The 23,542-nt window shown below is 62.8% G+C and carries 32 protein-coding genes; 12 read left to right on the top strand and 20 right to left on the bottom strand.

Annotated elements, in window-relative coordinates; all coding sequences use genetic code 11:
* Window positions 1–37: 37 nt before the first annotated feature.
* Window positions 38–508 carry a nuclear transport factor 2 family protein gene (locus CH283_RS12780; RefSeq protein ID WP_176460236.1) on the bottom strand — a complete coding sequence of 157 codons (471 nt, stop codon included), beginning with the start codon at window positions 506–508 and terminating at the stop codon, window positions 38–40.
* Window positions 509–568: 60 nt separating this feature from the next.
* On the opposite strand from CH283_RS12780, the gene CH283_RS12775 reads away from it, so the two are divergent.
* The gene (locus CH283_RS12775; protein ID WP_094638437.1) at window positions 569–937 is read left to right on the top strand and encodes a glyoxalase; all 369 of its coding nucleotides are present in this window, start codon (window positions 569–571) and stop codon (window positions 935–937) included.
* Window position 938: 1 nt separating this feature from the next.
* On the opposite strand, the gene CH283_RS12770 is transcribed toward CH283_RS12775, so the two are convergent.
* The 3 genes from CH283_RS12770 to CH283_RS12760 form a co-directional block, all read right to left on the bottom strand.
* The gene (locus tag CH283_RS12770; RefSeq protein WP_094638438.1) at window positions 939–2,255 is read right to left on the bottom strand and encodes a CitMHS family transporter; all 1,317 of its coding nucleotides are present in this window, start codon (window positions 2,253–2,255) and stop codon (window positions 939–941) included.
* Between the two features lie 3 nt (window positions 2,256–2,258).
* The gene (locus CH283_RS12765; protein ID WP_094638439.1) at window positions 2,259–3,368 is read right to left on the bottom strand and encodes an isocitrate/isopropylmalate dehydrogenase family protein; all 1,110 of its coding nucleotides are present in this window, start codon (window positions 3,366–3,368) and stop codon (window positions 2,259–2,261) included.
* Window positions 3,369–3,482: 114 nt separating this feature from the next.
* Complete coding sequence (locus tag CH283_RS12760; RefSeq protein WP_094638440.1) at window positions 3,483–4,385, bottom strand: LysR family transcriptional regulator; 903 nt, start codon at window positions 4,383–4,385, stop codon at window positions 3,483–3,485.
* Window positions 4,386–4,490: 105 nt separating this feature from the next.
* Here CH283_RS12760 and CH283_RS12755 point away from each other — a divergent pair, with 105 nt between their 5' ends.
* Complete coding sequence (locus tag CH283_RS12755; protein ID WP_217901105.1) at window positions 4,491–4,970, top strand: tetratricopeptide repeat protein; 480 nt, start codon at window positions 4,491–4,493, stop codon at window positions 4,968–4,970.
* Entirely contained in the window at window positions 4,967–5,398 is a 432-nt protein-coding gene (locus CH283_RS12750; protein ID WP_094638441.1) for a PPOX class F420-dependent oxidoreductase, read from the top strand. Before CH283_RS12755 ends, CH283_RS12750 begins: the two co-directional genes overlap by 4 nt.
* 107 nt (window positions 5,399–5,505) lie before the next feature.
* Here the strand turns inward: CH283_RS12750 and CH283_RS12745 are convergent, their stop codons facing one another.
* Both CH283_RS12745 and CH283_RS12740 read right to left on the bottom strand, forming a co-directional pair.
* Complete coding sequence (locus CH283_RS12745; protein ID WP_094638442.1) at window positions 5,506–6,375, bottom strand: AraC family transcriptional regulator; 870 nt, start codon at window positions 6,373–6,375, stop codon at window positions 5,506–5,508.
* 89 nt (window positions 6,376–6,464) lie between these two features.
* Entirely contained in the window at window positions 6,465–7,325 is an 861-nt protein-coding gene (locus CH283_RS12740) for a helix-turn-helix domain-containing protein (RefSeq protein WP_094638556.1), read from the bottom strand.
* Between the two features lie 130 nt (window positions 7,326–7,455).
* Between CH283_RS12740 and CH283_RS12735 the strand changes: the two genes are divergently transcribed.
* On the top strand, window positions 7,456–8,529 hold the full coding sequence (locus CH283_RS12735) for an aldo/keto reductase (protein ID WP_094638443.1): 1,074 nt from the start codon (window positions 7,456–7,458) through the stop codon (window positions 8,527–8,529).
* Window positions 8,530–8,536: 7 nt separating this feature from the next.
* Here the strand turns inward: CH283_RS12735 and CH283_RS12730 are convergent, their stop codons facing one another.
* Window positions 8,537–9,001 carry a GNAT family N-acetyltransferase gene (locus CH283_RS12730; RefSeq protein ID WP_176460235.1) on the bottom strand — a complete coding sequence of 155 codons (465 nt, stop codon included), beginning with the start codon at window positions 8,999–9,001 and terminating at the stop codon, window positions 8,537–8,539.
* The gene (locus tag CH283_RS12725) at window positions 8,998–9,366 is read right to left on the bottom strand and encodes a cupin domain-containing protein (RefSeq protein ID WP_094638445.1); all 369 of its coding nucleotides are present in this window, start codon (window positions 9,364–9,366) and stop codon (window positions 8,998–9,000) included. Before CH283_RS12725 ends, CH283_RS12730 begins: the two co-directional genes overlap by 4 nt.
* A gap of 259 nt (window positions 9,367–9,625) precedes the next feature.
* On the opposite strand from CH283_RS12725, the gene CH283_RS12720 reads away from it, so the two are divergent.
* A complete protein-coding gene (locus tag CH283_RS12720; RefSeq protein WP_094638446.1) occupies window positions 9,626–10,351 on the top strand; it encodes an HAD-IA family hydrolase in 726 nt (241 codons plus the stop codon).
* On the top strand, window positions 10,344–10,586 hold the full coding sequence (locus CH283_RS12715) for a hypothetical protein (RefSeq protein WP_094638447.1): 243 nt from the start codon (window positions 10,344–10,346) through the stop codon (window positions 10,584–10,586). Before CH283_RS12720 ends, CH283_RS12715 begins: the two co-directional genes overlap by 8 nt.
* A gap of 2 nt (window positions 10,587–10,588) precedes the next feature.
* On the opposite strand, the gene CH283_RS12710 is transcribed toward CH283_RS12715, so the two are convergent.
* The 3 genes from CH283_RS12710 to CH283_RS12700 are packed head-to-tail and all read right to left on the bottom strand — an operon-like array spanning window position 10,589 to window position 12,670.
* Window positions 10,589–11,020: a hypothetical protein gene (locus CH283_RS12710; protein WP_141215235.1), complete on the bottom strand. Its 432-nt coding sequence runs from the start codon at window positions 11,018–11,020 to the stop codon at window positions 10,589–10,591.
* A gap of 40 nt (window positions 11,021–11,060) precedes the next feature.
* Complete coding sequence (locus CH283_RS12705; protein ID WP_094638449.1) at window positions 11,061–11,510, bottom strand: MarR family winged helix-turn-helix transcriptional regulator; 450 nt, start codon at window positions 11,508–11,510, stop codon at window positions 11,061–11,063.
* Window positions 11,511–11,539: 29 nt separating this feature from the next.
* A complete protein-coding gene (locus CH283_RS12700) occupies window positions 11,540–12,670 on the bottom strand; it encodes a Cmx/CmrA family chloramphenicol efflux MFS transporter (protein WP_094638557.1) in 1,131 nt (376 codons plus the stop codon).
* 218 nt (window positions 12,671–12,888) lie between these two features.
* On the opposite strand from CH283_RS12700, the gene CH283_RS12695 reads away from it, so the two are divergent.
* The gene (locus CH283_RS12695; RefSeq protein WP_141215234.1) at window positions 12,889–13,533 is read left to right on the top strand and encodes a hypothetical protein; all 645 of its coding nucleotides are present in this window, start codon (window positions 12,889–12,891) and stop codon (window positions 13,531–13,533) included.
* Between the two features lie 6 nt (window positions 13,534–13,539).
* On the opposite strand, the gene CH283_RS12690 is transcribed toward CH283_RS12695, so the two are convergent.
* From CH283_RS12690 to CH283_RS12680, 3 genes are all read right to left on the bottom strand, one after another.
* On the bottom strand, window positions 13,540–13,752 hold the full coding sequence (locus CH283_RS12690) for an oxidoreductase (RefSeq protein ID WP_068045421.1): 213 nt from the start codon (window positions 13,750–13,752) through the stop codon (window positions 13,540–13,542).
* Between the two features lie 14 nt (window positions 13,753–13,766).
* A complete protein-coding gene (gene mraY / locus CH283_RS12685; protein WP_068045417.1) occupies window positions 13,767–14,837 on the bottom strand; it encodes a phospho-N-acetylmuramoyl-pentapeptide-transferase in 1,071 nt (356 codons plus the stop codon).
* 116 nt (window positions 14,838–14,953) lie between these two features.
* The gene (locus CH283_RS12680) at window positions 14,954–15,778 is read right to left on the bottom strand and encodes a helix-turn-helix transcriptional regulator (RefSeq protein ID WP_255183197.1); all 825 of its coding nucleotides are present in this window, start codon (window positions 15,776–15,778) and stop codon (window positions 14,954–14,956) included.
* 46 nt (window positions 15,779–15,824) lie between these two features.
* On the opposite strand from CH283_RS12680, the gene CH283_RS12675 reads away from it, so the two are divergent.
* Window positions 15,825–16,202 carry a VOC family protein gene (locus CH283_RS12675; RefSeq protein ID WP_094638451.1) on the top strand — a complete coding sequence of 126 codons (378 nt, stop codon included), beginning with the start codon at window positions 15,825–15,827 and terminating at the stop codon, window positions 16,200–16,202.
* Between the two features lie 18 nt (window positions 16,203–16,220).
* The gene (locus CH283_RS12670; protein WP_068045411.1) at window positions 16,221–16,607 is read left to right on the top strand and encodes a VOC family protein; all 387 of its coding nucleotides are present in this window, start codon (window positions 16,221–16,223) and stop codon (window positions 16,605–16,607) included.
* A 4-nt stretch (window positions 16,608–16,611) separates the two neighbouring features.
* Here CH283_RS12670 and CH283_RS12665 read toward each other — a convergent pair whose 3' ends face one another.
* From CH283_RS12665 to CH283_RS12650, 4 genes are all read right to left on the bottom strand, one after another.
* Complete coding sequence (locus tag CH283_RS12665) at window positions 16,612–17,004, bottom strand: VOC family protein (protein ID WP_094638452.1); 393 nt, start codon at window positions 17,002–17,004, stop codon at window positions 16,612–16,614.
* On the bottom strand, window positions 17,001–17,522 hold the full coding sequence (locus CH283_RS12660) for a mycothiol transferase (protein ID WP_094638453.1): 522 nt from the start codon (window positions 17,520–17,522) through the stop codon (window positions 17,001–17,003). The genes CH283_RS12665 and CH283_RS12660 overlap by 4 nt, the downstream gene beginning before the upstream one ends.
* A gap of 102 nt (window positions 17,523–17,624) precedes the next feature.
* Complete coding sequence (locus CH283_RS12655; protein ID WP_094638454.1) at window positions 17,625–17,978, bottom strand: PLD nuclease N-terminal domain-containing protein; 354 nt, start codon at window positions 17,976–17,978, stop codon at window positions 17,625–17,627.
* Between the two features lie 152 nt (window positions 17,979–18,130).
* Window positions 18,131–18,748 (bottom strand): LysE/ArgO family amino acid transporter, encoded by a 618-nt coding sequence (locus CH283_RS12650; protein ID WP_094638455.1) that lies wholly within the window; start codon window positions 18,746–18,748, stop codon window positions 18,131–18,133.
* 75 nt (window positions 18,749–18,823) lie between these two features.
* On the opposite strand from CH283_RS12650, the gene CH283_RS12645 reads away from it, so the two are divergent.
* Entirely contained in the window at window positions 18,824–19,678 is an 855-nt protein-coding gene (locus CH283_RS12645; protein WP_176460234.1) for a LysR family transcriptional regulator ArgP, read from the top strand.
* Window position 19,679: 1 nt separating this feature from the next.
* Here CH283_RS12645 and CH283_RS12640 read toward each other — a convergent pair whose 3' ends face one another.
* Window positions 19,680–20,084: a hypothetical protein gene (locus CH283_RS12640; protein WP_094638457.1), complete on the bottom strand. Its 405-nt coding sequence runs from the start codon at window positions 20,082–20,084 to the stop codon at window positions 19,680–19,682.
* A 131-nt stretch (window positions 20,085–20,215) separates the two neighbouring features.
* On the opposite strand from CH283_RS12640, the gene CH283_RS12635 reads away from it, so the two are divergent.
* Entirely contained in the window at window positions 20,216–20,542 is a 327-nt protein-coding gene (locus CH283_RS12635) for a hypothetical protein (protein ID WP_094638458.1), read from the top strand.
* Here CH283_RS12635 and lat read toward each other — a convergent pair.
* A complete protein-coding gene (gene lat / locus CH283_RS12630) occupies window positions 20,539–21,867 on the bottom strand; it encodes an L-lysine 6-transaminase (protein ID WP_094638459.1) in 1,329 nt (442 codons plus the stop codon). The genes CH283_RS12635 and lat overlap by 4 nt on opposite strands.
* Window positions 21,868–21,991: 124 nt before the next feature.
* On the opposite strand from lat, the gene amaB reads away from it, so the two are divergent.
* On the top strand, window positions 21,992–23,527 hold the full coding sequence (gene amaB, locus CH283_RS12625) for an L-piperidine-6-carboxylate dehydrogenase (protein ID WP_094638460.1): 1,536 nt from the start codon (window positions 21,992–21,994) through the stop codon (window positions 23,525–23,527).
* The last annotated feature ends 15 nt before the right edge of the window (window positions 23,528–23,542 follow it).

Below are 23,542 nucleotides of genomic sequence, written 5' to 3'. Positions count from 1 at the left end.
GGCGGAAGTGGTGCACCGAGTCGAATGCCGGGCAAATCTAGAGTTGCCGCAGTTTCTTCTCGAATGCGTCGAGGCGTGTGGTGTCCTCGAAGAAGTCTTCCAGCGAGATGATTTTTCCCCAGCTCGTGCGGACCAGCAGCACGGTGCGGTTGTTGTGGATCTGGGTGCCGTCGGCTGCGTGGGCCTGGTCGTCGAAGCGGGCGAGCAGGGTCATACGCCAGGGTGCGCCGCCGCTGTAGATTTCGGTGATCTGGCCTTTGATTCCGGCAGCGACGAAGTCCTGGAAGAATTTTTCGATGGCCGGGCGGCCGCGGTGTGTGCCCGACCAGCGGCTGTCACCATCGGCGAACTTCAGCACTGCGTCGCGATGGAAGGACGACAGGAGCGGGCGGTAGTTGCCGTTGTTCAGTGCTTCGATGTCTCGCTGCAGCTTGAGTGTCAGCGCTCGCATCAGCAGGAGCTTGAATGCGAAGGCCGTCGAGATGCCGGCCAGAAATCTCAGTTGCATGCCCATACGTTTGCCTACCGTTCACCGGCGTGTCAATCGAGATGGCGGTACGTTCGTTCGATGATTCACCACGTGCAGGTCGCTTGTCCGGCGGGCGGCGAAGACCACGAGCGGGAGTTCTACTCAGGTGCTCTCGGATGGCAGGAGATCGCGAAGCCGCCGCTGTTGGCTGTCCGCGGCGGCTGTTGGTTTCGCGTGCCGGGAGTGGGCGGTCCCGATGGCGAGGTACATGTCGGCATCGAGGACGACTTTCGCTCGGCGCTGAAGGCGCACCCGGCATTCGTCGTCGATGTCGATGCGACTGCGGCGGCGTTGACATCTGCCGGCTACCCAGTGAATTGGGCCGACCCTGAGGAGATCCCCGGCCGACGACGGTTCCATACCAGCGACGGCGTGGGCAATCGGATCGAATTCGTAGCAGCACAGTAATTCACAGACCTACCGTGATGGCACCGGTCAGTATTGCGAAGGCGATATACATCAGCGACGCGGCCAGCACCCACAGGAATGCGAAGCGTTGGAAGTCGCCCAACGAGGCACGCACCAGGCCGAGCAGCACCCACAACGGTGCCGATGCGGGTCCGATCGAGTGGGCCATCTGGCCGATCACCGCAGCGCGAGCCATTTCCTCGGGTGGGATGGAATATTGCGCAGCCGATTCCGCGAGTACCGGCACGATCCCGAAGAAGTAGGCGTCGTTTGCCATGAAGAAGCTCAGCGGGATTCCGATCAGCGCGGCTGCGGCAGGGATCATGCCTTCGGAACCGTCCGGAATCAGTGAGATCAGCGCGTCGGCCATGGCGGTGGTCATACCGGTCTCGGTGAGGATGCCGGTGAATACGCCGGCACCGAGGACCAGTATGACGACGGGGACGGCGTTGGCAGCATGTGATCGGATCACGTCGCCCTGATCGGAGGGCTTGGGGTGGTTGACGATCAGCACGATGATGAAACCGAGCATGAAGAGCACCAGTAGGTCTGCGACTCCCAACACCAGCAGCACCAGCAGGGTGACCGTGAGTGCTGCATTCACCCAGGTTCGCCAGGTTGCCTTCGTCAGGAGCGTTCCATCCGAGCCCTCCTTGTGTGCGCCGGAGGACACGTGCGCGGCAACCTCGGCGATGCGCTCAGGGGAGATCTTCTTGCGTGCGCTGCGGCCCAACAGATATGCGAGCCCGACGATAGCCGCTGACATCAGCAACATTGCCGGCAACATGTGTACGAAGTATTCGGTGGCGTCGATCTGCAAGACGCTGATCGCCCGGGTCGCAGCCCCACCCCACGGGGTGGTGCCGGATATGGTCCCAAGAGCCATCGTCGCAATCGTGGCGATCACCAGCGGATTGATTCCGAGTTTTCGATAGATCGGGAGAAACGCAGAGCAAATGATCATGTACGACGTCGTGCCGTCACCGTCGAGTGCGACGAGAAGTGCGAGAACTGCTGTGCCGACACAGATTTTGACGGGATCTCCACCGGACAATCGGATGATTCCGCGTGAAATGGGGTCGAACAGTTTGGCATCCATCATGATTCCGAAGTACAGAACCGCAAACAGTAGAAGAATTGCGGTGGGAGCGACGGTTTCGATGCCCTCCGCCACCATGTCCGGCAGTGCTGCCCCCTGTCCACTGATCAACAGGACCACGATGGGGATGGTGACGACGGCAACCAGGGCGGTCGCCCATTTCTTGATGACCACCAGCATGAAGGATGCAAGAGAGACGAATCCGAGAAGTGCCAACATGATTCAGCGCTCCGATTCGATGTGCTCGATCACCGCTCGCGTGAAACGCTGGGTGGTTGCGGACCCGTGCAAGTCCGCCGTGCGGGTATCGGGACTGCCAACGGCGCTGTCGACGGCTCGATGAATGGATTGGCCTGCTGCGGTCAATCGTGCGTCGCCGCGTCGTTGTCCTATCCAGTTCAGAAGCATTGCGGCGGAACCGATCAACGACGCCGGATTGGCAATGCCCTGACCCGCAATGTCCGGAGCCGAGCCGTGTTGGGCTTGCGCGACGGCATGCGTGTCACCGACATTGAGTGATGCCGCCAGCCCCAAGCTGCCCGAGAGTTCGGTTGCCTCGTCGGACAGGATGTCCCCGAACATGTTGGTGGTGGCGATGACGTCGAAGGACTCCGGTCGACGGATGAGCAGCGCGGCGACTGCGTCGACCAGGAGCTCTTCGTAGTCGACGTCGGGGAAGTGCTGTCGGACGGCCCTGGCCGCCTCGAGGAACAGTCCGTCGCTCAGCCTGAGGACGTTGGCCTTGTGCACCACAGTGACTTTCGATCGACGAGTCCGTGCCAGCTCGAACGCTCGACGCACGATGCGTTCGGAACCGTGACGAGTCACCTTTCGTATGGCAAGCGCCAGGTCCGCGGTGGGCATGAACTCACCGCCACCAGCAAACATGGTGCGGTCGGCGTAGAAACCTTCGGTGTTCTCCCGGGCGATCACCAGGTCGAAGCTCTTGCCGAGCGGATTCGGCAGGGCCGGGACGGTCCTGGCGGGACGAATGTTGGCGTAGAGATCCAACTTTCGCCTCAAAATTCCCGATGGGTTGACGCCACCCTCCGAAGTCGGCGGGTAGTCCAGGTGCGAGACAGGGCCGAGGATGACGCCGTCGGCTGCACGTGAGAGATCGACGATGGCGTCGGGCATCGTTGTCCCCGATGCGTGAAGCGCGTCGAAACCGATGGTTCCGTCGGTGAAGCAGGCGGTGATCCCGTGTTGTCCGAGAGCTCTTTCGACAACCGCGGCCGTCGCCGCGCTGATTTCGGGACCGATGCCGTCGCCGGCGAGAACCACCAGTTCGACGGTGTTGTCAGGGTCGTGGGCTGGGTGTCCGGTAGTCACGATGTCTCCAGGTGTTCACGTCCGCACCGTTGCGGACTAGGCCACCGTTGTGACCTGTGGCATACCTTGCCGCTTGATCAGCGTGAAGACCAGAGATCATTTCTTACATGTGAATTAAGTAGAATTCACAGCTTGGAAGAGCGTGACGAGCACGGCTCGCATGGCATCCGATGCAGGGGACGGCGTCCGATGTCCGAGGCGGCACAGCAGGATTCGTCGCCGGGACAACTCGTTCAAGGCAATGGACTCGACGCCTTCGCGGAGGTATCGAGTGGTCATGGACGGTGCCACGGTGAGTCCCAGCCCTGCAGCAACCATTGCCTGAGATTCCATGTAGTCGTTGGACTCGACCAATACCTTCGGCTCGAAACCAGCTTTGAGGCAGGCTGATCGGAACATCGTGGTGATGGAGTGCTGCGATGCGCGGACGATCCACTGTTCGTCTTCGAGTGATTCGAGGCGGAGCGGACCTCTGCGCGACCAACCCGCTGGAACCAGAAGGACGGTGGCGTCGTCGGCGATGACTTCGGTCTCGACATCGTCGACCACCATCGGCAATTCCGGGTAGTCCCATGCCAGGGACAGGTCGACTTCACGGCCCAGCAGCATGGCGTGCAGGTCGCGCAGCCTCGACGACCGTATTCGCAGGTCGATACCCGGGTGCGCCGAACGGAATGCGGCCATGACGTCCGGGAGGAGAGACGCAGCGAAGGAAGGGAAGACGCCGAGGGTGATGTTGCCACTGCGCGCGTCGAGCAGATCGTCGAGGTCAGCGCGCAGGGCCGACAATTGCGTGTCGATGGCCGCGGCTCGCCCGGCCACGAGACGACCGGCTTCGGTGAGTCGCACTCCACGCGCATGTCGCTCGAGGACGGGCGTGCCGACGACGGCCTCGAGTCGTTTGACCTGCTGGGACACCGCCGATGGGGTGTACGTGAGCCGTTCGGCCGCGGCCGTCATGGACCCGCAACGGTCGATCTCCACCAGTAGCTTGAGCAGTGACAGCTCCACATCCATCCGTCGAGACTAGGCCGGGTCTGCGACGATGGAGGGCGTGACGACAGCACCTGTTCGAGTAGGTACGGTGCACCCGTTGAACGAGCTGCAGCAGCGGGATGCATCGTGGACCCGCTAGCGGCGTTCTGGCGCGACGCGGACGACTCCGATCCACTGCGGATGCGAATTCAGTTGGACCATCTGCTCGCGATCCCGTTGTACTCGGATGCTCGCGTGCTGTTCGAGCGTGCGTCGCTGGAGGACTTTCTGGGCGACGAAGAGGCGGCGGTGCCGTTGTACGAAGCGTCCCTGTCGGCCGGGCTGGATACAGACAGGGAGCACCAGGCTCGTATCCAACTTGCGAGCTCGTTGCGCAACGTCGGGCGTCCTCACGAAGCAGTGCAGGTGCTGCAGGATGCCGAGTTCTCGAATGAATACGTCGCTGCGCGTGACGCATTCATTGCCCTGGCATTCTGGGACCTGGGAGAACACGAACTCGCACTACGTAACGCGTTGCAGGCAGCGGAACCGGTGCTCGGCAAATATCGGCGAGCAGTCGGGGCTTACGCCGCTGACCTGTCCACTCGACCCGAGGAGAAGCCATGACCGCGAGCGCCTTCGACCCACACGACCTGCTCGAGCAGAGCAGAATCGGCGTGCTCGCCACCATCAAATCCAGCGGAATTCCGCAGCTGTCACCGGTGACGCCGTTCTACGACCGGTCAGCCGGCACCATCACGATTTCGGTCACCGAAGGGCGAGCGAAGACGGCGAATCTACGTCGAGATCCTCGCGCCGCGCTCGAAGTGACCAGTGCCGACGGCACAGCATGGGCGACAGCGGAAGGAACGGTCACCCTCACCGGCCCGGGATCGTCACCCGAGAGCCCCGAAGTCGATGCCCTGGTGGACTACTTCCGCGCCGCCGCCGGCGAGCACCCCGATTGGAACGAATACCGAGCCGTCATGGTCGCCGACCGACGAGTACTGGTGACCATCTCGGTGACACACGTCTACGGCCAATCGATCGCCTGACACCTGATCCAGTCCACTCGATGTGACATTGACCCCCGAAAAGGCCACTGAATGTCACATTGAGTGAACATGGTGGGCCGCGACGAGAGGGGAGGAGCGAGGGACGGCTAGTGGCTTCGTTGGACTGGAATCCAGAGTTCTCCCGCTCCCGAGGTCCAGTCGGGGGAGGCTTCTTTGACGGTCAGGATTTCCGGTCCCGGGGTTGTTTCGTAGGGGTTGGAGGGGAACCATTCGCTGAAGGCGTCGGCCCAGAGTTGTTGGAGTGCGGGGGCGAGTGCGGTGTCGCTGCTCGTCTCGAATACCGCCCAGGTCGATGCGGACACTGAGAGGGTGTCCCAGTCGGATGTTTCAGCCGAAGTGCTTGCAACGGCAAAGTAGTAGTCGAAGAGGCTGCCGTCTTCGCGTTCGGGTTCGAAGCCGTCGCTGACGAAGAGGATGTCAGGAAGTTCGGGCAGGTCTGCCAGTTCGAGTAGTTTTTCCCCGGTTCCAGGGGCGAGGCTCCGGTGAAATTCGGTCATTGCGGTGTTCTCGCCGCGGAACCGCAGTGGGATTCGGGTGGATTTGCCGATGATGTGAAATGCCGGCAGTTCGGTGATGCGGTATCGCATGGTGCTTCGTCCTTCGATGGTCAGGTGAAATGTCACGGCCTGTCTGGAACGAAGGACGGCTCCGGGTCGGCGGGCCTGAGATGGCGTGATGCCGTGCAGGTCTCGGAAGGCGCGGGTGAATGCGTCTGCCGTGTAGCCGTATTTGGTCGCGACGTCGAGCACCGCTGTACCGTCGAGAATGTCTGCTGCTGCCAATGTCATGCGGCGTTGCCGGATGTAGTGCGACAGAGGCAATCCAGCCAGTGCCGAGAACACGCGTCTGAAGTGGTATTCGGATGTCAGCGTGATGCGAGCGAGCTCCCCCGCATCGATCTCGCGGTCGAGATTGTTCTCGATGTGGTCGAGTGCCGCGTTCCATCGTTCGAGCATGTGCCGGTGACCCTTCCTTCGTTCTGTCCCAAACGATAGGAGCACTGCATCACCGGAGTCTCGACTTCCCGTGCCGCGAAAGGTCGGATTCAGATGGTGCGAAGGTGCCGGTGCCGTTGACGAGAGCGCAGGCGGTCGAGTTCATCGATCGCAGACCTTGATTGCGCGTCCGCCGGCCGGTAGACGATCATCCGTAGGTTCGGGTCACCCAAAGGGGTGAGGACATCGAATGTCACAGTGATCGGTCCGACGAGCGGATGACGCATTGGTTTGTCGCCTCGGTTCCGCACAGCTACTTCTCGGGACTGCCAATACCGGGAGAATTCTGCGCTGCCTCGTTCGAGTTCGTCGATCAACGCCGCGAGTTCGGCGTCGTGTGAATGATTCACCCAGGCGGCACGCAGATCGGCGACTGCACCGCGAACGACGTCGTCACGCACCTCGTAGAACCCGTCGAACCTGTTGTCCAGAAAGCACATTCGCAGCACATTCTGGTCGGCGACGGGGCGTCGGTCGATGTCGAGCAGCAGCGCGGCCATCACTTCGTTCGTTGCGAGGATGTCGAGTCGGTGATCGAGCACCATGGCAGGCAAGGGGGCGACATCGTCGATCAGCTGCCGAATGCCTTCGGGCACCTGTTGTGTGGTGGACCGTTCGGGTGCACGATGACCGGCGAGCGTGAACAGGTAGCCGGTCTGATCGGTGGACAGCTTCAATGCATTCGACAGCGACTGCACCACCTGAGCAGACGGTCGAACATCCCGTGCCTGCTCGAGCCGAACGAGATAGTCGACACTCACCCCTGCCAGCGCAGCGACTTCCTCGCGTCGCAGACCCGGTGTTCGGGACGCCCCGATCCGCGGCGGCAGGCCGACTTCCGACGGGGACAGCGCCTCGCGTCGGGCTCGCAGAAATGCCGCCAGCTCGTCTCGGCCCAGCTGCGTACTCACGCGATCCACAGTAGGTCACTGCAACGAGATCAGCCTGGTATCGCCCTTCCCAGGATGATCTCGTCCTTCCCGTCGGTCGACGGGACCGGGACTGTGGACAGGACCGAATCATGAACGAAGGGAGCACCCGATGACGCGCATGGACGAGTACCGACTGCTGGGCCGATCCGGTCTGCGAGTATCACCACTGTCGCTGGGAACCATGACGTTCGGCGACAACTGGGGCTGGGGTGCCGACAAGAAGGCCTCGAAACGCATCTTCGACGCGTATCTCGATTCCGGGGGAAACATGGTCGATACCGCCAATATCTATACCGATGGCCAATCGGAAGAATATCTCGGCGAGTTTCTCCGTGGACGGCGTGATTCGGTCGTCGTAGCGACCAAGTATGCGGCGACGCGTGATCCGTTGGATCCGAATGCCGGTGGGGGTGGCAGAAAGAGTCTTCGAGGGTCCGTCGAAGCGAGCCTGAAGAACCTGGGGACTGACTACATCGATCTGCTCTATTTGCACGCGTGGGACGGTATGACACCGAGCGACGAGATCATCGCGTCGCTCGGCGACCTGGTCCGCTCCGGAAAGGTTCTCTATCTGGGTATTTCGGATACGCCGGCGTGGGAGGTCGCGCGCATGCAGACTGTTGCCGACGTCCGGGGCTGGCCCTCGTTCGCGGCGCTTCAGATGGAATACAGCCTGATCGAACGAACCACCGAACGCGAATTGCTGCCCATGGCAGCAGATCTTGGACTCGGCGTCATTCCCTGGGCACCGCTGGGCGGCGGAGTGCTGACCGGCAAGTACACCGCGGCGGACCTCGCGGTGCCGGGTTCCGATGCGCCGGCGGGTACTCGACGCGATCATGCGAGGTCGAGCGGAACGCTGACTGCGCGGGGGCTCGCGATCGCGGACACGGTTGTCGGGGTCGCTCGCCAACTCGACGTGACTCCTGCTCAGGTGGCGTTGGCGTGGACGCTTCGGCATCCGTCCGTCGTCAGCTCGTTGATCGGCGCACGTACTCCGGAACAGCTGCAGCAGAACATCTCTGCCCTCGACGTCACCTTCGACGAATACCAACTCGACACTCTGCAAGCAGCCAGCGCTGTCGACCTCGGGTTCCCGCACGAGTTCCTGATGCGACCCATGGTGCGCGGCGTCACGACCGGCCGCACTACGGTTCGGCCCCGTCCCATCAGGACCTGGTGACCCGAAATCACTGCCTCGGAGGAGACCGGAAGGTCATGGGATCACCGTCGTCGACCAGTGTGAACCCGGCGCGCTCGAGCACCCGACGCGAGGCGCTGTTCGCCCGGTGAACCTGCGCTGCCATCGGGAGACCATCCGTATGATCCTGCGCAAGAGCGATCAGTTCGCCTGCGTAGCCACGACCCCACTGGTCCGGATCCACCCAGTACCCGACCTCGAAGTGGTCGGACCGTCGAATCAGGCTGAGCAGACCGACGGGGTGTCGATTCTCCTCGGTGCCGATGAACCACCTCGGCACATCCGGCGTTCGGGCGTCCCTCTCGCTCAGGGCGCGCGAGAAGCGCCTACCGAAATAGTCTCTACTCCAGGGCTTTCCGTCACCGACCCAACGGACGACGTCGGGATTCGATGCCATAGAGAACAGGAAGTCGGCGTCGGACTCCACTGCGGGTCGCAACAGAATTCGTGTCACAACTCTCGGATCTGTGAGGTCAGGCTCCCGCCCGCATCGCCGGTGTTGACGGTGCCTGATCGCTCGAACAGAAGTGCAGAGACTTCTTCGACGGCTTTGGGGCAGTGTTCGACGCCCGCTGGGACCACAAAGACGTCACCGGGACCGAGAACGACATCGTGGTCGCGAAGCTGGATGGTCAGTTCTCCGCTGTGGACGAAGAACATCTCGTCGGTGTCGGGGTGTGTGTGCCAGACGAATTCGCCGAGCAGCTTCACCACCTTGACGTCGTAATCGTTGATGCTGGCCAGGCGGTGAGGCTGCCAGGGCTTCTCGATCGTGTTCAGTGCTTCGGCGACGTTGCGCACCTCGTCGCCCTTGCCCATATTCATGGGTTCTGCCTTTCATCATCAGCCGATCGACTGTCACGATGAACTCTACCGTCGATCAGCTCGGATACAGGACCGATCTGAACAGCTCGATAGACTCTGTCGCGCAGTAGATTTGCTTCCCGGTCGGTCAGCGTCCACATCGACAGCCGGATAAGCGAGGGCACATGACGGGCAGTACGATGCTCATGACCTGCAGACGGTATCGGCACGAAGAATCGGCCGCCATCGAATTTTCGCAAGGAGGCCCGGCCACATGAATCTCGCCGACTACGACGTGTTGAGCTTCGATTGCTACGGAACGCTGATCGATTGGGAAACCGGCATCCTCGAGGTGCTCAGGCCATGGGCACAGGAAGCCGGTTCGCCGTTGTCCGACGACGAGCTGCTTGCGGCCTACGGCATCAACGAATCTCAGGCACAGCGTGATTCACCCGCTGCTCTGTACCCCCGGATTCTTGCCGAAGCCTTCGTGCGGACCGGTGACACGCTGGGAATACCTGTCTCGACCGAGTGGGCGGACAGGCTCGGGGCTTCCGTTCCGGACTGGCCGGCATTCGAGGACTCGGCCGACGCGTTGTCGTCCCTCGGCGAAAGCTACAAGCTCGTCATCCTGTCCAATGTGCATCGCGACGGCTTCGCGGGTAGCAACCGCCGCCTCGGCGTGCAGTTCGACGCCATCGTCACCGCCGAGGACGTCAAGGCCTACAAGCCGGCGGACAATCACTTCGACGCGCTCGACGGAGTTCTCGAGACGCTGGGTGTCCCACGATCACGACTGCTCCACGTCGCGCAGAGTCTGTTCCACGATCACGTGCCTGCCAAGCGCCACGGCATCCCGTCGGTGTGGATCGATCGGCGGCACGATCGCCCCGGCTGGGGAGCAACGCCGGAGCCATCCGAGGAACACAATGTCGACATGAAGTTCCCGAGTATGGCCGCTTTCGCAGCAGCGGCCCGCGAGGCCCGCGCGGATGCGTAAGGCCTCCACGTTCATCGGCTTCTCACTCGGGCTGATCGCGTCGATCGGTATCGTTCTGCAGGACGGCGCGCCGCGTCGAGTCAATTACGCATTCGTCGGCGGCGATTCGCAGTACTCGGACTTCCTGGGTATGCCTGGGCAGTTGGCCACCCTCGTCATCGGTTTGCCTGTTCTGGGCGCGGTACTCGGATTGGTTGTTGGCGTGCTGATTACGAGTGCGCGCAGGAGAAACTGACTCTAGGAGTGTTGTCCGCGAACGGTATTCGAGCGTGAAGGGCGACGGCGGAAAACGAGTACGCCGAGTCCCGCCAGTACGACGAGTTGTCCCAGCAGAACCGGCGCTGGAAGAAGCAGCAGATCCCATCCCGACGCCGTGGCCCGCGTCGACCATATGACGACGGCGAATACTCCGGCGCTGGCCGCTATGTGTCCGACGGCCATGAGAACGAATGGAGGCTTCCGCTTCGACGGACGAACCAGCACGCCGAGCCCGACCACGGCACCGAGAAGCGACGTAACGATTGCGACGACGGCCGGCAGTACCACCATGATCTCGAAGAGCGGCCCGGGCTCGATGACCCCGATGGAGGCCAGCTGCACAGCGGCATACAAGGCGATCGACGCCGAGCAGACGACCGAGATGGTCGAGATACCGACGAGTGCTCGCACAGCCGACAGTCTCGCACACGGGACCCGACGCGCCTGATCGTCACCAATGCCAGGCGTCACCTCCGACGTTCTGAATCGTCCGCTGCAACACTCGAATAGTCGTCACGAAATCTTCCTGGCTGATTCCCTGCATGCGTTCGTCCTGCAGCATCTGTTGAACGTCTGCGGCTCGCCGAAATTGTGCTTCACCTTCCGGGGTGAACGCCACGCGCGAATTCGATTCCACGACGAGACCTTTGGCGCGCGCGGACTCGATGGCATCGACGATTGCTTCCGGCGTGTCGTTGTGCCCGATCTTCTCGATGGTCTCGGCGCGATCGGCCCCCGCGGGGTGCAGCGAGATCTGGTGCAGGAGCCACCATTCGGCTTGCGTCAACCCGATTTGGTGTAGCGCGCCGCGGATCCGCGCTCGAATCGCCTCCCCGGCGCGCACGGTCCAGAATCCGATGGGTTGACGCTCGGGCGGTTGCATGGGTTTGTTGGATGTCATGAAATCGAGCCTAAAACCTGAACCGAACTTCAGGTCAAGACCGAGCGCAGGACGAGGGCCGTAGCCACCAAAACGGCGCTGGCGGCGAGTGGCCCGGTCGGTCCGAGTGCCGAGCTGTAGACCACTCCGCCGAGAGCAGGCCCTCCAGCGGCACCGATGTTCAGACTCGCTGTCGCGAACGAACCCGACATCGTCGGTGCGTCGACTGCCGTACGCATCACCTGGCTGACCAGTGTGCTGCCGAGGGCGAACGACAACCCGCCCTGAACGAACGCAAGCAGTAGAACAGCCGTCGGCAACTGCGCCAGGAGGGCGAAGCAGCACCATCCGCCGACAAGTGCTCCGCCGCCGATCGACACTATGCGGGAGGTGTATCGGTCCCCGTACTTTCCGGCGGCCCACACCCCGCACAGAGAGCCGACTCCGAACAATGCAAGCACCAGGGGAACCGATGCCGAACGCAACTCTGCACGTTCGGTGACGACAGGAGCCAAGTAGGTGAACGAACAGAACGTGGCACCGTTGATCAGAGCACACAGGACGAGGACGCGGATCAACGAACGATTCTGCAGCGCAACCCATTCGGTGTTCAGCAAGATGTTCGCTCGATCGTCCTGGTGGCGTGGTGCGGTGATTGCCACGGCGATCAACGCGGGCACCGAGAGAAACGCTATGCCCCATAGAGCCGCACGCCAGTCGAGGAGGGTTCCGACCACCGTGCCGGCGGGCACTCCGACTACCAAGGCGAGAGTTGTGCCGGCAAGGATCGTAGCGACGGCGCGCGAGAGACGGTCGGGTGAGGCCAACGCCGTAACCGTCGCCAAGGTGAGCGCAAGGAAGCCCGCGTTGGCGAATGCTGCGGCGATCCGGGAACCGAATAGCACTGCGTAACTTGTTGTTGTTGCACCGATTACGTGCATGGCTATGAAGACAACCAAGAAGCCAGTCAAGGCCAGGCGGGGAGGTAGGCGTCGTGTGGCAACAGCCATCGTGGGGGCACCGAAAATCATTCCGATGGCGAATGCCGAGGTCAGCATTCCCGCACGGGGGACCGTGGTGTTCAGATCGGTGGCGATATCGGTGAGCAGGCCGGCCAGCATGAACTCGGACGTTCCCTGGGCGAAAACGGCAGTGGCAAGCAAGAATACGAGCGGTGGCATGGAGGATTCTCCGAATGTGAGACGGGTCCAGGACAAGTGGACCGGCACACGGGTGCTCGCCGAACGTGTCGTTATCGAGTGCTTCGGGTTTGTCGAGCTACCGGGGTGCCGGTAGCTCGAATCTGGATGCCTCGGGTGAACTCACCGGCACACCGTAACGCGCGTTCTCTCCCGATGCCACCGAGTTTCCTTCGGATCTCGTGAGTAGAGTCCCGATCGTGGACAGGCCATCCGGTAAAGCGCTCGTGGCAGTGCTGGCCGCAGTCGGTGCCTCGATAGGTGCTGCCGCAGCGGTGGTGTGGCATGTCGCCGTAGTCGATCCGCAGGAACTGGGCGTGACCCACGCCCGCCCGAGTTGGTTTCCCGTGACGCTCTATCTCGTCGCAGCAGGGGTAGCAATCGGTCTCGTGGCTGCCTCGTTCCTCGTCGATTCGGGTCTGCGCATCGTTCAGGATCGTGAACGCAGCCGCGTACACCTGTTCGTGTTGTTGATCGTCGTGGGTGCGGCACTGGGAGCGGGCAGCGCACTCGCCTGGACGCACTGGCCACCGCAACCAACCGAAGCCGCGTCGGACTGGTCGTGGGAGCATCCGTTGAGTATCGAGATCAACTCGCCCCCTGCAGCCGACTTCGGCTGGACAGCGACGGACACCTACATGGCCGAAACTTATGTGACCGACGCGGTGTACGTGCAATATCTCGGCGACGACCTTGTCACATCGACCTTCACTCCCACCATCGGCGATCCGTGGCTGGTGTTTCCGATCGGTGGAGTAGCGATTGCAGCGTTGGCCGCATTGACGCTGTCGCTCAGAGATTTTCGCCTGACCGTGGTGTCGCGTTCGAATCAGGACGCTGTGTAGCGAGTCCTATTCGTCGGTGCGAAGTTCGTCGACCAAGGTGAACAGTCGTCCCAGGTAGTCGCTGTGAAAGACCTCGGTCGCACGGATCTTGGCGTCTCCGTCGAGGCCGAATTGAAGGTTGACGAGCTCGACCCCGATGGCGACGCGTCGAGCATCGAGTTGTTCGAGTTCGGCGGCGAGAGCGTCGACCTTGGCAACAGGCGACAGTTCTTCAGTCATCCCAGAATCGTAGGTCAGCCGACGGCTGCGAGGAATTCGCTGTAGAACAATCCGAGTCCCAGTGCCGACGCGATGGCCGCGAACAGCCACAGCCGGATGATGACCGTCGTCTCGGCCCAGCCGGCCAACTCGAAGTGGTGGTGGATCGGGGCCATTCGGAACGGCCGCTTGCCGGTGCTCTTGAACGACGCGACCTGGATGACGACGGAGGCACTCTCGGCGACGAACAGGGCTCCGAAGACGAGGGCGATCAGTTCGGTCTTGCTCACGATCGACAGGCCGGCGAGCAGTCCGCCGAGGGCGAGTGAGCCGGTGTCGCCCATGAAGATCTTGGCCGGAGCCGCGTTCCACCAGAGGAATCCGATGCAGGCACCCGCGGCCGCGGCGCAGACGACGGCGAGGTCGAGCGGATCGCGTACCTGATAGCACCCGGCGACCGAATTGGTCGCGCAGGACTGCCGGTACTGCCAGAACGTCATCACCGTGTACGCGCCGAGGACGAGCGTCATCGACCCCGCCGCCAAACCGTCGAGCCCATCGGTGAGATTGACCGCGTTGGACCACGCGACGACGAGGAAGACACAGAACAGGACGAAGACGATCGGGGCCATGGTGAAGAACGTGGATTGGCGTACCAGCGACAGTTCGACGTTGCCCGGAGTCAGCCCGTTCCCATTGCGGAACTGCAGCGCCAGTACCGCGAAGATCACTGCCGCACTGATCTGCCCGACGTACTTGCCGGTCGCCTTGAGTCCGAGGCTTCGTTTCATGCGGAGCTTGATGTAGTCGTCGAGGAATCCGACGACGCCGAGTGCCGTCGCGAGACCGAGAATCAACAGCGCCGACGCCGAGGGCCCGTCACCACCCATTGCCACGAGGTGCGAGCCCAGGTAACCGGCCCACAAACCGACGATGATCGCGACGCCGCCCATCGTCGGCGTTCCGCGCTTGGCGTGGTGACTTGCCGGACCTTCGACGCGGATCTCCTGGCCGAAGCCCTGCCGGGTGAACAGTGCGATGAGAAATGGAGTCAACAGAATCGAGACCGCCAACGCGATTCCACCGGCGACGAGAATGTTGATCATGCGTTGAAGCCCACTCTTCCTCTGTGCTGCTGTTCCCCACCACGATGCTTATCGGGCACCGCGAATACTGTGCCAAACGAATCGGCAAAAGTCGCATTGCGTGACGAAGGCGTTACTCACCGCTGGTATGCGCTCGGCGGCATTCCGACCAATTCGGTGAACTCCCGAGTGAAGTGAGCCTGGTCGAACCACCCGTACCGCACGGCCAGGTCTGTCAGCGGACCCGAGTAGCCGTTGTCGAGCTCGCTGAGGGCGTCGTGAATCCGATACCGCCCGAGTACCCACTTGGGCGTCGCGCCGACATAACGCTCGAACAGCCGCTGCAGTCGACGAGTGCCGATGCCACACCGCTGTTCCACCTGGGCGACGCGAACCAGCGTCCGATCTCCGAGCATGGTCGCAATGACGTCCAAGACCACCTCGTACTCCGGCTCGATGTCACGGGCGTAGGGCGTGAGAACCGCGTCGACGACGGTTCGGCAGTGGTCGGCATCGAAATGCCCATCCAGCTCGGCCAGTGCAGCGACGGTTTCGGACCGGAACGGGGTCGGTGGCGCCACCGGGACATCGCGCAGTGTTCTCGCCACGGTTCCGGTGAAACTCGCGTAGCCGCCGGGCCGGAACTTGACGCCGAAGACCCACCCGGACTCGGCGAGGACGACGTCGAAGCGACGCGTGAGGACCCCGGTCACGACCACCGGCTCGACAACGCCCTCGCGGGTCCAACCATGTTCGACGCTCAACGTGCAGGCCGGGTGCGGGAGCGTCGAGCTGTGATGAGTTGTGCCGGGCGGCAGTTCCCACTGCAGCTGCCAGTAGTTCTCGACCCACGGTTCCAACGATTCCGAACACGGTAGCCGTACGAGGTCGACATGCTGCGCCAGCTGATCGGGCCGCAGGACGCCGGACTGGGTGGCTGTCGCGTTTTTCCTATCCGGCACGCGGGTCAGTGTATGAGTCTGGTCCGACACGAGAAGGAGGAACACCATGACCGGAACACCTGTGGCCACTCTGAAGATGGTCACCCTGGATTGCGCCGATCCTCAGGCCAGCGCGGCATTCTGGTCGTCGCTGCTGGGCTGGAGCGTCGTGCATGCGGAGCAGGAGTACGCGATGCTGCAGGGGCCGAGCAGTGCGCTCGGATTCGGCCGCGTCGACGATTATCGACCGCCGCCGTGGCCGAATGCGAACGGCAGCAAACAGTTTCATTGCGATCTTGCTGTCGACGATCTGGACGCCGCGTCGACGGCTGCCGTGGAACTGGGCGCCACGCTGCCCGAGAACCAGCCCGGTGAGACCTGGCGCGTACTCCTGGACCCGGCCGGGCATCCGTTCTGTCTGACGAATGCCGCGAACTGGGGCTGACGGTCTACTCTTTTCGTTGTGAAACCGCGCCTGGCAGGAATCGAAATCATCGTTGCCGACATGGCGTCGGCGCTGGCGTTCTACCGCGTTCTCGGGCTGGATATTCCGGCCGAGGCCGACGGTGAGCAGCACGTGGAAGTCGACCTCGGCGGAGTCCGCCTGCTGTTCGATCTACCGTCGACCATCACCTCGTTCGATCCGTCTTGGACCCCGCCCAGCGGGGGCCATCGCGTTGCGCTCGCGTTCGACTGTGGGACGCCCGACGGGGTGGACGCGGCGTGGGCTGCGGTGACGAAAGCCGGGTACACCGGTCACCTGCAGCCGTGGGATGCGTTCTGGGGACAGCGTTATGCCGTCGTGCACGATCCCGACGGCACCACCGTCGATCTGTACGCGAACGTCTGAGGCGTCAGTTCGACGGAGCGACGATCTGAATCAGGTTTCCGCAGGTGTCGTCGAACACCGCGGTGATCACCGGACCCATCTCGGTGGGCTGCTGAGTGAACCGAACGCCGAGGCCGATGAGCCGATCGTATTCTGCTGCAACACTGTCCACCGCAAACTGTGTGAACGGGATACCGTCCGCGAAAAGAGCGTCCTTGAACGGTGCGGTTGCAGGATGACCGCTGGGCTCGAGCAGCAACTCGGTGCCCTCTGGATCCTGCGGTGAGACGACCGTGAGCCAACGATCGGGGCCACCCATGGCTACATCGTGTTTGACGACGAAGCCCAGTACCTCGGTGTAGAACGTCAGCGCCTTGCTCTGATCGTCGACGAAGACGCTGGTGATGTTGATTCTCATGCCGGTCCCTCACCTCTCGGCCCGCCGGCCAGTTCGACTGCGACGTCGAGGTGGCCGAGGTGACGGGCGTATTCCTGGAGTACATGCAAGCAGATCCAGATCAGCGTCGGCTGCTCGTCGCTGAATCGTCCACCGAGAGCTGCCAATTCGTCCATTCGGTGTGAGTTCAGTATCTCGTCGGTGAGGCGGGCGCCGTCGTCGAGCCTGGCCAGCAGGGTCTCGGCGTCCACGTCGGCCGGCACATGCCATGACCCGTCCTGCTCGTCACCCCACGGCGCGTCCACTGCGCGGCCGAGAAATCCCCAGACGAACCAACGCTGCTCCATGTGCACCAGATGGGTCAGCATCTGCAGCGGAGTCCATCCCGAGGGAACGGCCGTGCTGGTCAGTGCTTCGTCGCTCAGCGAAGTGATGCGTCGAACGAGCTCCCTGCGATAGAAGCGCAGGTACTCGCGAAACAACTCGGCGGGATCAGAAAGGGCGGAGTTCGGCTCGGGAAATGTCGTCAGCTTGGCCATCGCATACCTAGTCGTCGGGTAGTGAGCTGAGTGTCCACAATTCGGCTCGGCAGGCGGAAAACCGTCCGCAGACGAAAATTGTGGACACTGAGCGCTGTTGGCTCATTCGCTCTTACGCTGCTCGCGGGCGATGCGGCGCTGCTCTTCGGCCCGGGCGCGGCAACGGCGTAGGAATTCCTCGTCGCTCGCCTGCGATTGGGCAACGGCGCGTCCGGGTTTGGCGTCGTACTCGGGGTAGGCCGACGAGGTGCGTGGTGCGCCGCTGCCACCCCAGATGCCGCCGTTCTCGGGCCGGCCGACGACGAGCCACGCGATCGATCCGGCGAGCGGCAGAACGATGACGAGCAGCAGCCACACCATTTTCGGAAGGTGGCGGATGCCGGAATCGTCGGCGGTGATGACATCGATCAAGCAGAAGATGGACAGCAGCATGATCAGCAGGCCGAGGTACGGCACGGGAAATCCTCCAGGTTTGTCAGACCGCGCGGTCGGTCTTTCGCGACTATCAGATCACTCGTTGTACCGCGGATCAAGTGCGGGAGTGGAGCCTGCAGGAACGACCCAGAGTGGCGGGAGTGGAGCCTGCAGGAACGACCCAGTAGTTCGGTTCAGCCGAGCACCAGCAGTGCTGCCAGGGTCAGCATCATGATGCCGATGCCGAGGTCGAGTACTCGCCACGCCGCCGGCCTCGCGAACAGTGGACTGAGCACCCGCGATCCGTAGCCGAGCGCGGTGAACCACAGCACGCTGCCCAGCATCGCGCCGGCGGCGAACCACCATCGCAGTTCACCGGGCTGACGGTTCCCGATGGAACCCAGGAACACCACGGTGTCGAGGTAGACGTGAGGATTGAGCCAGGTCAGAGCCAGGCATGTGGCCACGGCGGCGATCAGCGAACCGCCTCCGTGTGCCTCCGCGGTCATGGTGGACGGCGTCCGAGCACGGTTCAGTGCCATCAGGCCGTAGACGAGCAGAAACAGTGCACCGAGAACGGTCACGACACGTAGCGCGACAGGAAACCGGTCGACGAGAACGCCGATTCCTGCCACCCCGGCCAGGATCAGAATCGCATCGGACAGTGCGCACACTGCCACCACCGGCAGTACATGGGCGCGTTGCAAGCCCTTACGCAGCACGAACGCGTTCTGCGCTCCGATGGCGACGATAAGGGAGAGTCCGACGCCCAATCCGGTGAGAGTCGATTGTGCGGCGGCGAGCGAGGTCATGACGGCAACGCTAGGAGCCAGTCGTGATTAGGTCCAGCGAATGTATTTCAGTAATGATCAGCGTAGCTTCATATTATGGAGATCGAGCAGCTCAGAGCTTTGCGGGCCGTGGTCGACGGCGGGACGTTCGAGGCCGCCGCTCGCGCGCTGTACGTGACCCCGTCGGCGGTGAGTCAGCGCATCAAGTCGCTGGAGCAATCCCTCGGTCGGACTCTGGTTCAGCGCAGCAAGCCGGTGGTGGTAACCCAGTCGGGCGTAGCAGTGCTCCGTTTGGCGCGCCAGATCGACACTCTCACCGAGCAGACTCGGGCAGAACTGAGTGACGACGGCGTCGCTGCGCCCATTTCGCTTGCCGTCAATGCGGATTCGTTGGCGACCTGGGTGCTGCCCGCGCTCGCGCCACTGGCGCGCAACACCACCTTCGACCTGCATCGGCAGGACCAGGACCGGACCGCGCAGTTGCTGCACGACGGGATCGTCTCCGCTGCAATAACCTCCGTGGCCGATCCGGTTCGTGGCTGCACCGTTCGACGCCTCGGTGCGATGCGCTACCGGCCCTCGGCCACGCCGGAGTTCATCGATCGGTGGTTCGCCGCTGGAGTGACGGCAGAGGCTTTGCGTTGTGCTCCGGTGGTCGTCTTCGATGCAGACGACCGATTGCAGGACAACTACTTACAGCGCTTCGGTGTCGACCCACACGAGCCGCCGCGTCACCTGGTGCCGGCTTCTTCCGACTATGCGCGAGCTGTCGACCTCGGCTTCGGCTGGGGCCTGATCCCTGATCTGCAGGCCCGTGACTCGCTGAAGTGCTTCGACGACAACGGGATCGACGACGTGCTGCTGTACTGGCAGCAGTGGTCGCTGTCGTCTGTCGCACTTCAGCGAGCGGCGGACGCCGTGGCAGCGGGTGCAGAACGAATGCTGCTGTAATTCAGGCCGGACTGTCGTTCGGGACGACCTTGGGCAGTCCGTCGCCGACGGGATCGAGAATCGCAGCTGATCGGGCACCCCACCGCTCGTGAGCCGACTGCCGCGACATTCCGACGGCCGTTCCGATCGTCGCCCACGTTGTGCCCTGAACCCGAAGCACCACAATGGTTTCGATGCCATCGAGGCCGGCTGCGAGTTGCACACGCAGGCTCAACAGATGCCACGCGACGCTTCGCCGTGCGGGCAGGTCGGTCGATTGCTCGGCCTCCCAGTCCGGTGTGCCCGGCAGGGGCCCTGTGCCGATGATCTCGTCGGCGATGCGACCGGCCTCGGTGGCTGCTGCCGTCACGACGGCCCGCGCGCCGGCAGTGATATCTGCCTCGGTTGCGAGGGTGATGGGATCCATGACCGACCTCCTGTGTCAGGAAAAGCCTGACAGCAGGAGGTCAGATTGTCAAGAATTACCTGACACGGGGAACGAAAAGGGTGAGCCGAAAATCGCTGTACCCGACAAGTTGCCGTTGCTACTTTCGGCGGATGACCATTCGCTATCACGTGACCTCGGTACTCAACCGTGAGTCGATTCGGCGGCACGGACTCGACTGGCGTCGTATGGGTGCCGCTCGCGGTATTGCCGGTAGCAACCAACCAGAGCAGGCGGGTTGTTTTCTGGCAGCCGGTGCGTGGGAACGTGATTGGTTCGTGGGCATGAACAACACCGGTGGACCGGTCGATGTCTGGGAAGTCAGTGGAGTCGAAGACGATGATCTCGTGCAGTCGCCGGAGAACTTCTACTTTCGTCCCGGTGTCATTCCGACGTCACAGATTCGGTTGGTGCAGAGAGACATCCCTCCCGAGCGCTAGAGCATGCTCAGCACCCGGTCGATGGACTCGACTGCCTGTGTCAGTTCGGCTTCGGTGATGGTCAGTGCGGGACGGAATCGCACTGCAGCGTCACCGCAGCCGAGCGCCAGTACATGTTCCTCGGTACGCAACAGCTCGATCACTCGGTCGCGGGTGGAAGCGTCGGGCAGGGAGAAGGCGCACATCAGACCTCGTCCACGTACTTCGGATACCACTGTGTGTCGAGTTGCCAAGTCCTGCAACATTGTCAGCAATACGGCTCCGAGTTCACCGGCACGAGGAATGAGCTTCTCGGATTCGACCACTTCCAGGATTCGACGCGACCGCACCATGTCGGTCAGGTTGCCACCCCACGTCGAGTTGATGCGGGAGCTGACAGCGAAGACGTTGTCGTCGATGTCGTCGACGCGACCGCCGGCCATGACGCCGCAGACCTGAACCTTCTTGCCGAAGGCGACGACATCCGGGACGACGTCGAGCTGCTGGAATGCCCATGCGGTACCGGTCATTCCGGCTCCGGTCTGTACTTCGTCCATGACGAGCAAGGCGTCGAACTCGTGGCAGAGCTCGCGCAGCTTCTGCAGGAAGCGCGGCCGGAAGTGGTGATCTCCACCTTCGCCCTGGATGGGTTCGATGATGGCGCAGGCGATGTCGTGCGGGTTGGCCTCGAAGGCCAACCGAGCCGCCGCCAACGATGCGTCCTCGAGTTCGTCCATGTTCGCGTCGGATCGGATGAACGGGGACGGGATTCGCGGCCAGTCGAACTTCGGGAAGCGCGCGACCTTGTTGGGGTCGGTGTTGGTCAGCGACATCGTGTAGCCCGAGCGTCCGTGGAACGCATGCTCGAAGTGCATCACCTGAGAGCCCAAGGACGCGTCCAGACCATGACTTTCGTTCCATCGCGATTTCCAGTCGAATGCGACCTTCAACGCGTTCTCCACGGCCAGGGCGCCGCCCTCGACGAAGAACAGGTGCGGCAGTCGATCGTCACCCAGGACGCGAGCGAACGTGTCGACGAATCGAGCCATGGGGACGGTGTAGATGTCGGAGTTGCTGGGCTTGTTCATCGCCGCCTGCATCAGAGCGGCCCGGAAGTCCGGGTCGTCGATCAACGCCGGATGGTTCATGCCCAGCGCGTTGGACGCGAAGAACGTGAACAGGTCCAGGTAGCGGGTGCCGTCTCTGGCGTCGACCAGCGTGGATCCGGTCGATGCATCGAGGTCGAGCACCAACTCGAAACCGTCGGCCAGCAGGTGTTCACCGATCACGTCACGGACGTTGGCGGCATCGATGGTCACTCCGGTGCGCTGTAATACTTGCGTCATAAGGACGAAGATACGCGTTAATATTCCGTAAGCAAGTCCGTAAGACAGGAAAATATACGGTTCGAGCCTCGATCGGTAGGCTCATCTCCGACGGTTCGGTTCTCTCCACGGAAGGTGTACGCGCATGTCTGCATCCATCACCCACGACGAGTTGAGTGTGCGCACTCGCGCGATCCTCGACCGGCTGGGTGCCACGATCGCGCTCGACGCCCCCGCGGGACCGGACTCGATCATCGCGCGCTCGCCCATCACCGGCGGAAACCTGGCGTCGCTGGCATGTGCTTCGGCGGCCGATGTCGAGACCGTCGTCGCCGATGCGCGCACCGCCTTCGTGTCGTGGTCGCAGGTGCCTGCCCCCGTGCGTGGTCAGGTGATCCGGGAACTGGGCGAACTGCTGCGCGTTCACAAGGAGGATCTGGGCGCGCTGGTGTCCATCGAGGCCGGGAAGATCGTCTCGGAGGGGCTCGGTGAGGTGCAGGAGATGATCGACATCTGCGACTTCGCCGTCGGACTCTCCCGTCAGCTGTACGGCAACACGATCGCCACCGAGCGGCCCGGGCATCGCATGATGGAGCAGTGGCATCCGCTCGGTGTCGTCGGCGTCATCACCGCGTTCAATTTCCCTGTGGCGGTATGGAGTTGGAATACCGCTCTCGCTCTCGTCGCGGGAGACACGGTGATTTGGAAGCCCTCGGAGAAGACTCCGCTGACGGCCGTCGGTGTGCAGGCGCTGTTCGAGCGTGCCGCCGCCGCAGCCGGAGTGGACCCCAAGATCGCGCAACTGCTGATCGGTGACCGCGCGTCCGGCGAAGCGCTGGTGGATGATTCGCGTGTTGCGTTGGTCTCGGCAACCGGTTCGACGCGGATGGGCCGTGCTGTCGCGCCCCGTGTCGCCGAGCGATTCGGCCGGGTGTTGCTCGAGCTCGGCGGAAACAATGCAGCGATCGTGACGCCGTCGGCCGATCTCGATCTTACGACGCGTGGGCTGGTGTTCTCGGCCGCCGGGACAGCAGGTCAGCGATGCACCTCGCTCCGACGCGTCATCGTGCATTCCTCGGTCGAGGACGAGTTGGTCCGCAAGTTGGTAGCGGCATACGAGACGCTGTCGATCGGATCTCCCTTGGCCACAGACACTCTGGTGGGTCCACTGATCGATGCCACCGCATTCGCCGGTTATCAGAAGGCTCTCGAGGCGGCGGTGTCCGACGGCGGAACGGTCGTGGTCGGCGGCGAGCGAGTGAACGTGGTCGACGAGTACTCGTTCTATGTTCAGCCCGCGATCGTGACGATGCCCGCACAGACCGACATCGTCAAGCACGAGACGTTCGCGCCCATCATGTACGTGCTGACGTACGACACCCTCGACGAGGCCATCGCATTGCACAACGATGTGCCGCAGGGCCTTTCGTCGTCGATCTTCACCACCGATCTGCGCGAGGCGGAGCGCTTCCTGTCCGCCGCCGGCTCGGACTGCGGCATCGCCAACGTCAACATCGGACCCTCCGGCGCGGAGATCGGCGGCGCCTTCGGCGGTGAGAAGGAAACCGGTGGCGGCCGCGAATCCGGTTCGGATGCATGGAAGGCCTACATGCGGCGAGCGACGAACACGGTCAACTACTCCAACGAACTGCCCCTGGCGCAGGGAGTGAAGTTCGGCTGACGGCATGATCGGCAG

Origin of the sequence: Rhodococcus sp. 05-2254-2, from assembly GCF_002259095.1 — a bacterium.
GTDB lineage: Bacteria > Actinomycetota > Actinomycetes > Mycobacteriales > Mycobacteriaceae > Rhodococcoides.
Note: the sequence above shows the minus strand (reverse complement) of the source record. Positions and strands in the feature narration are given on the sequence as shown.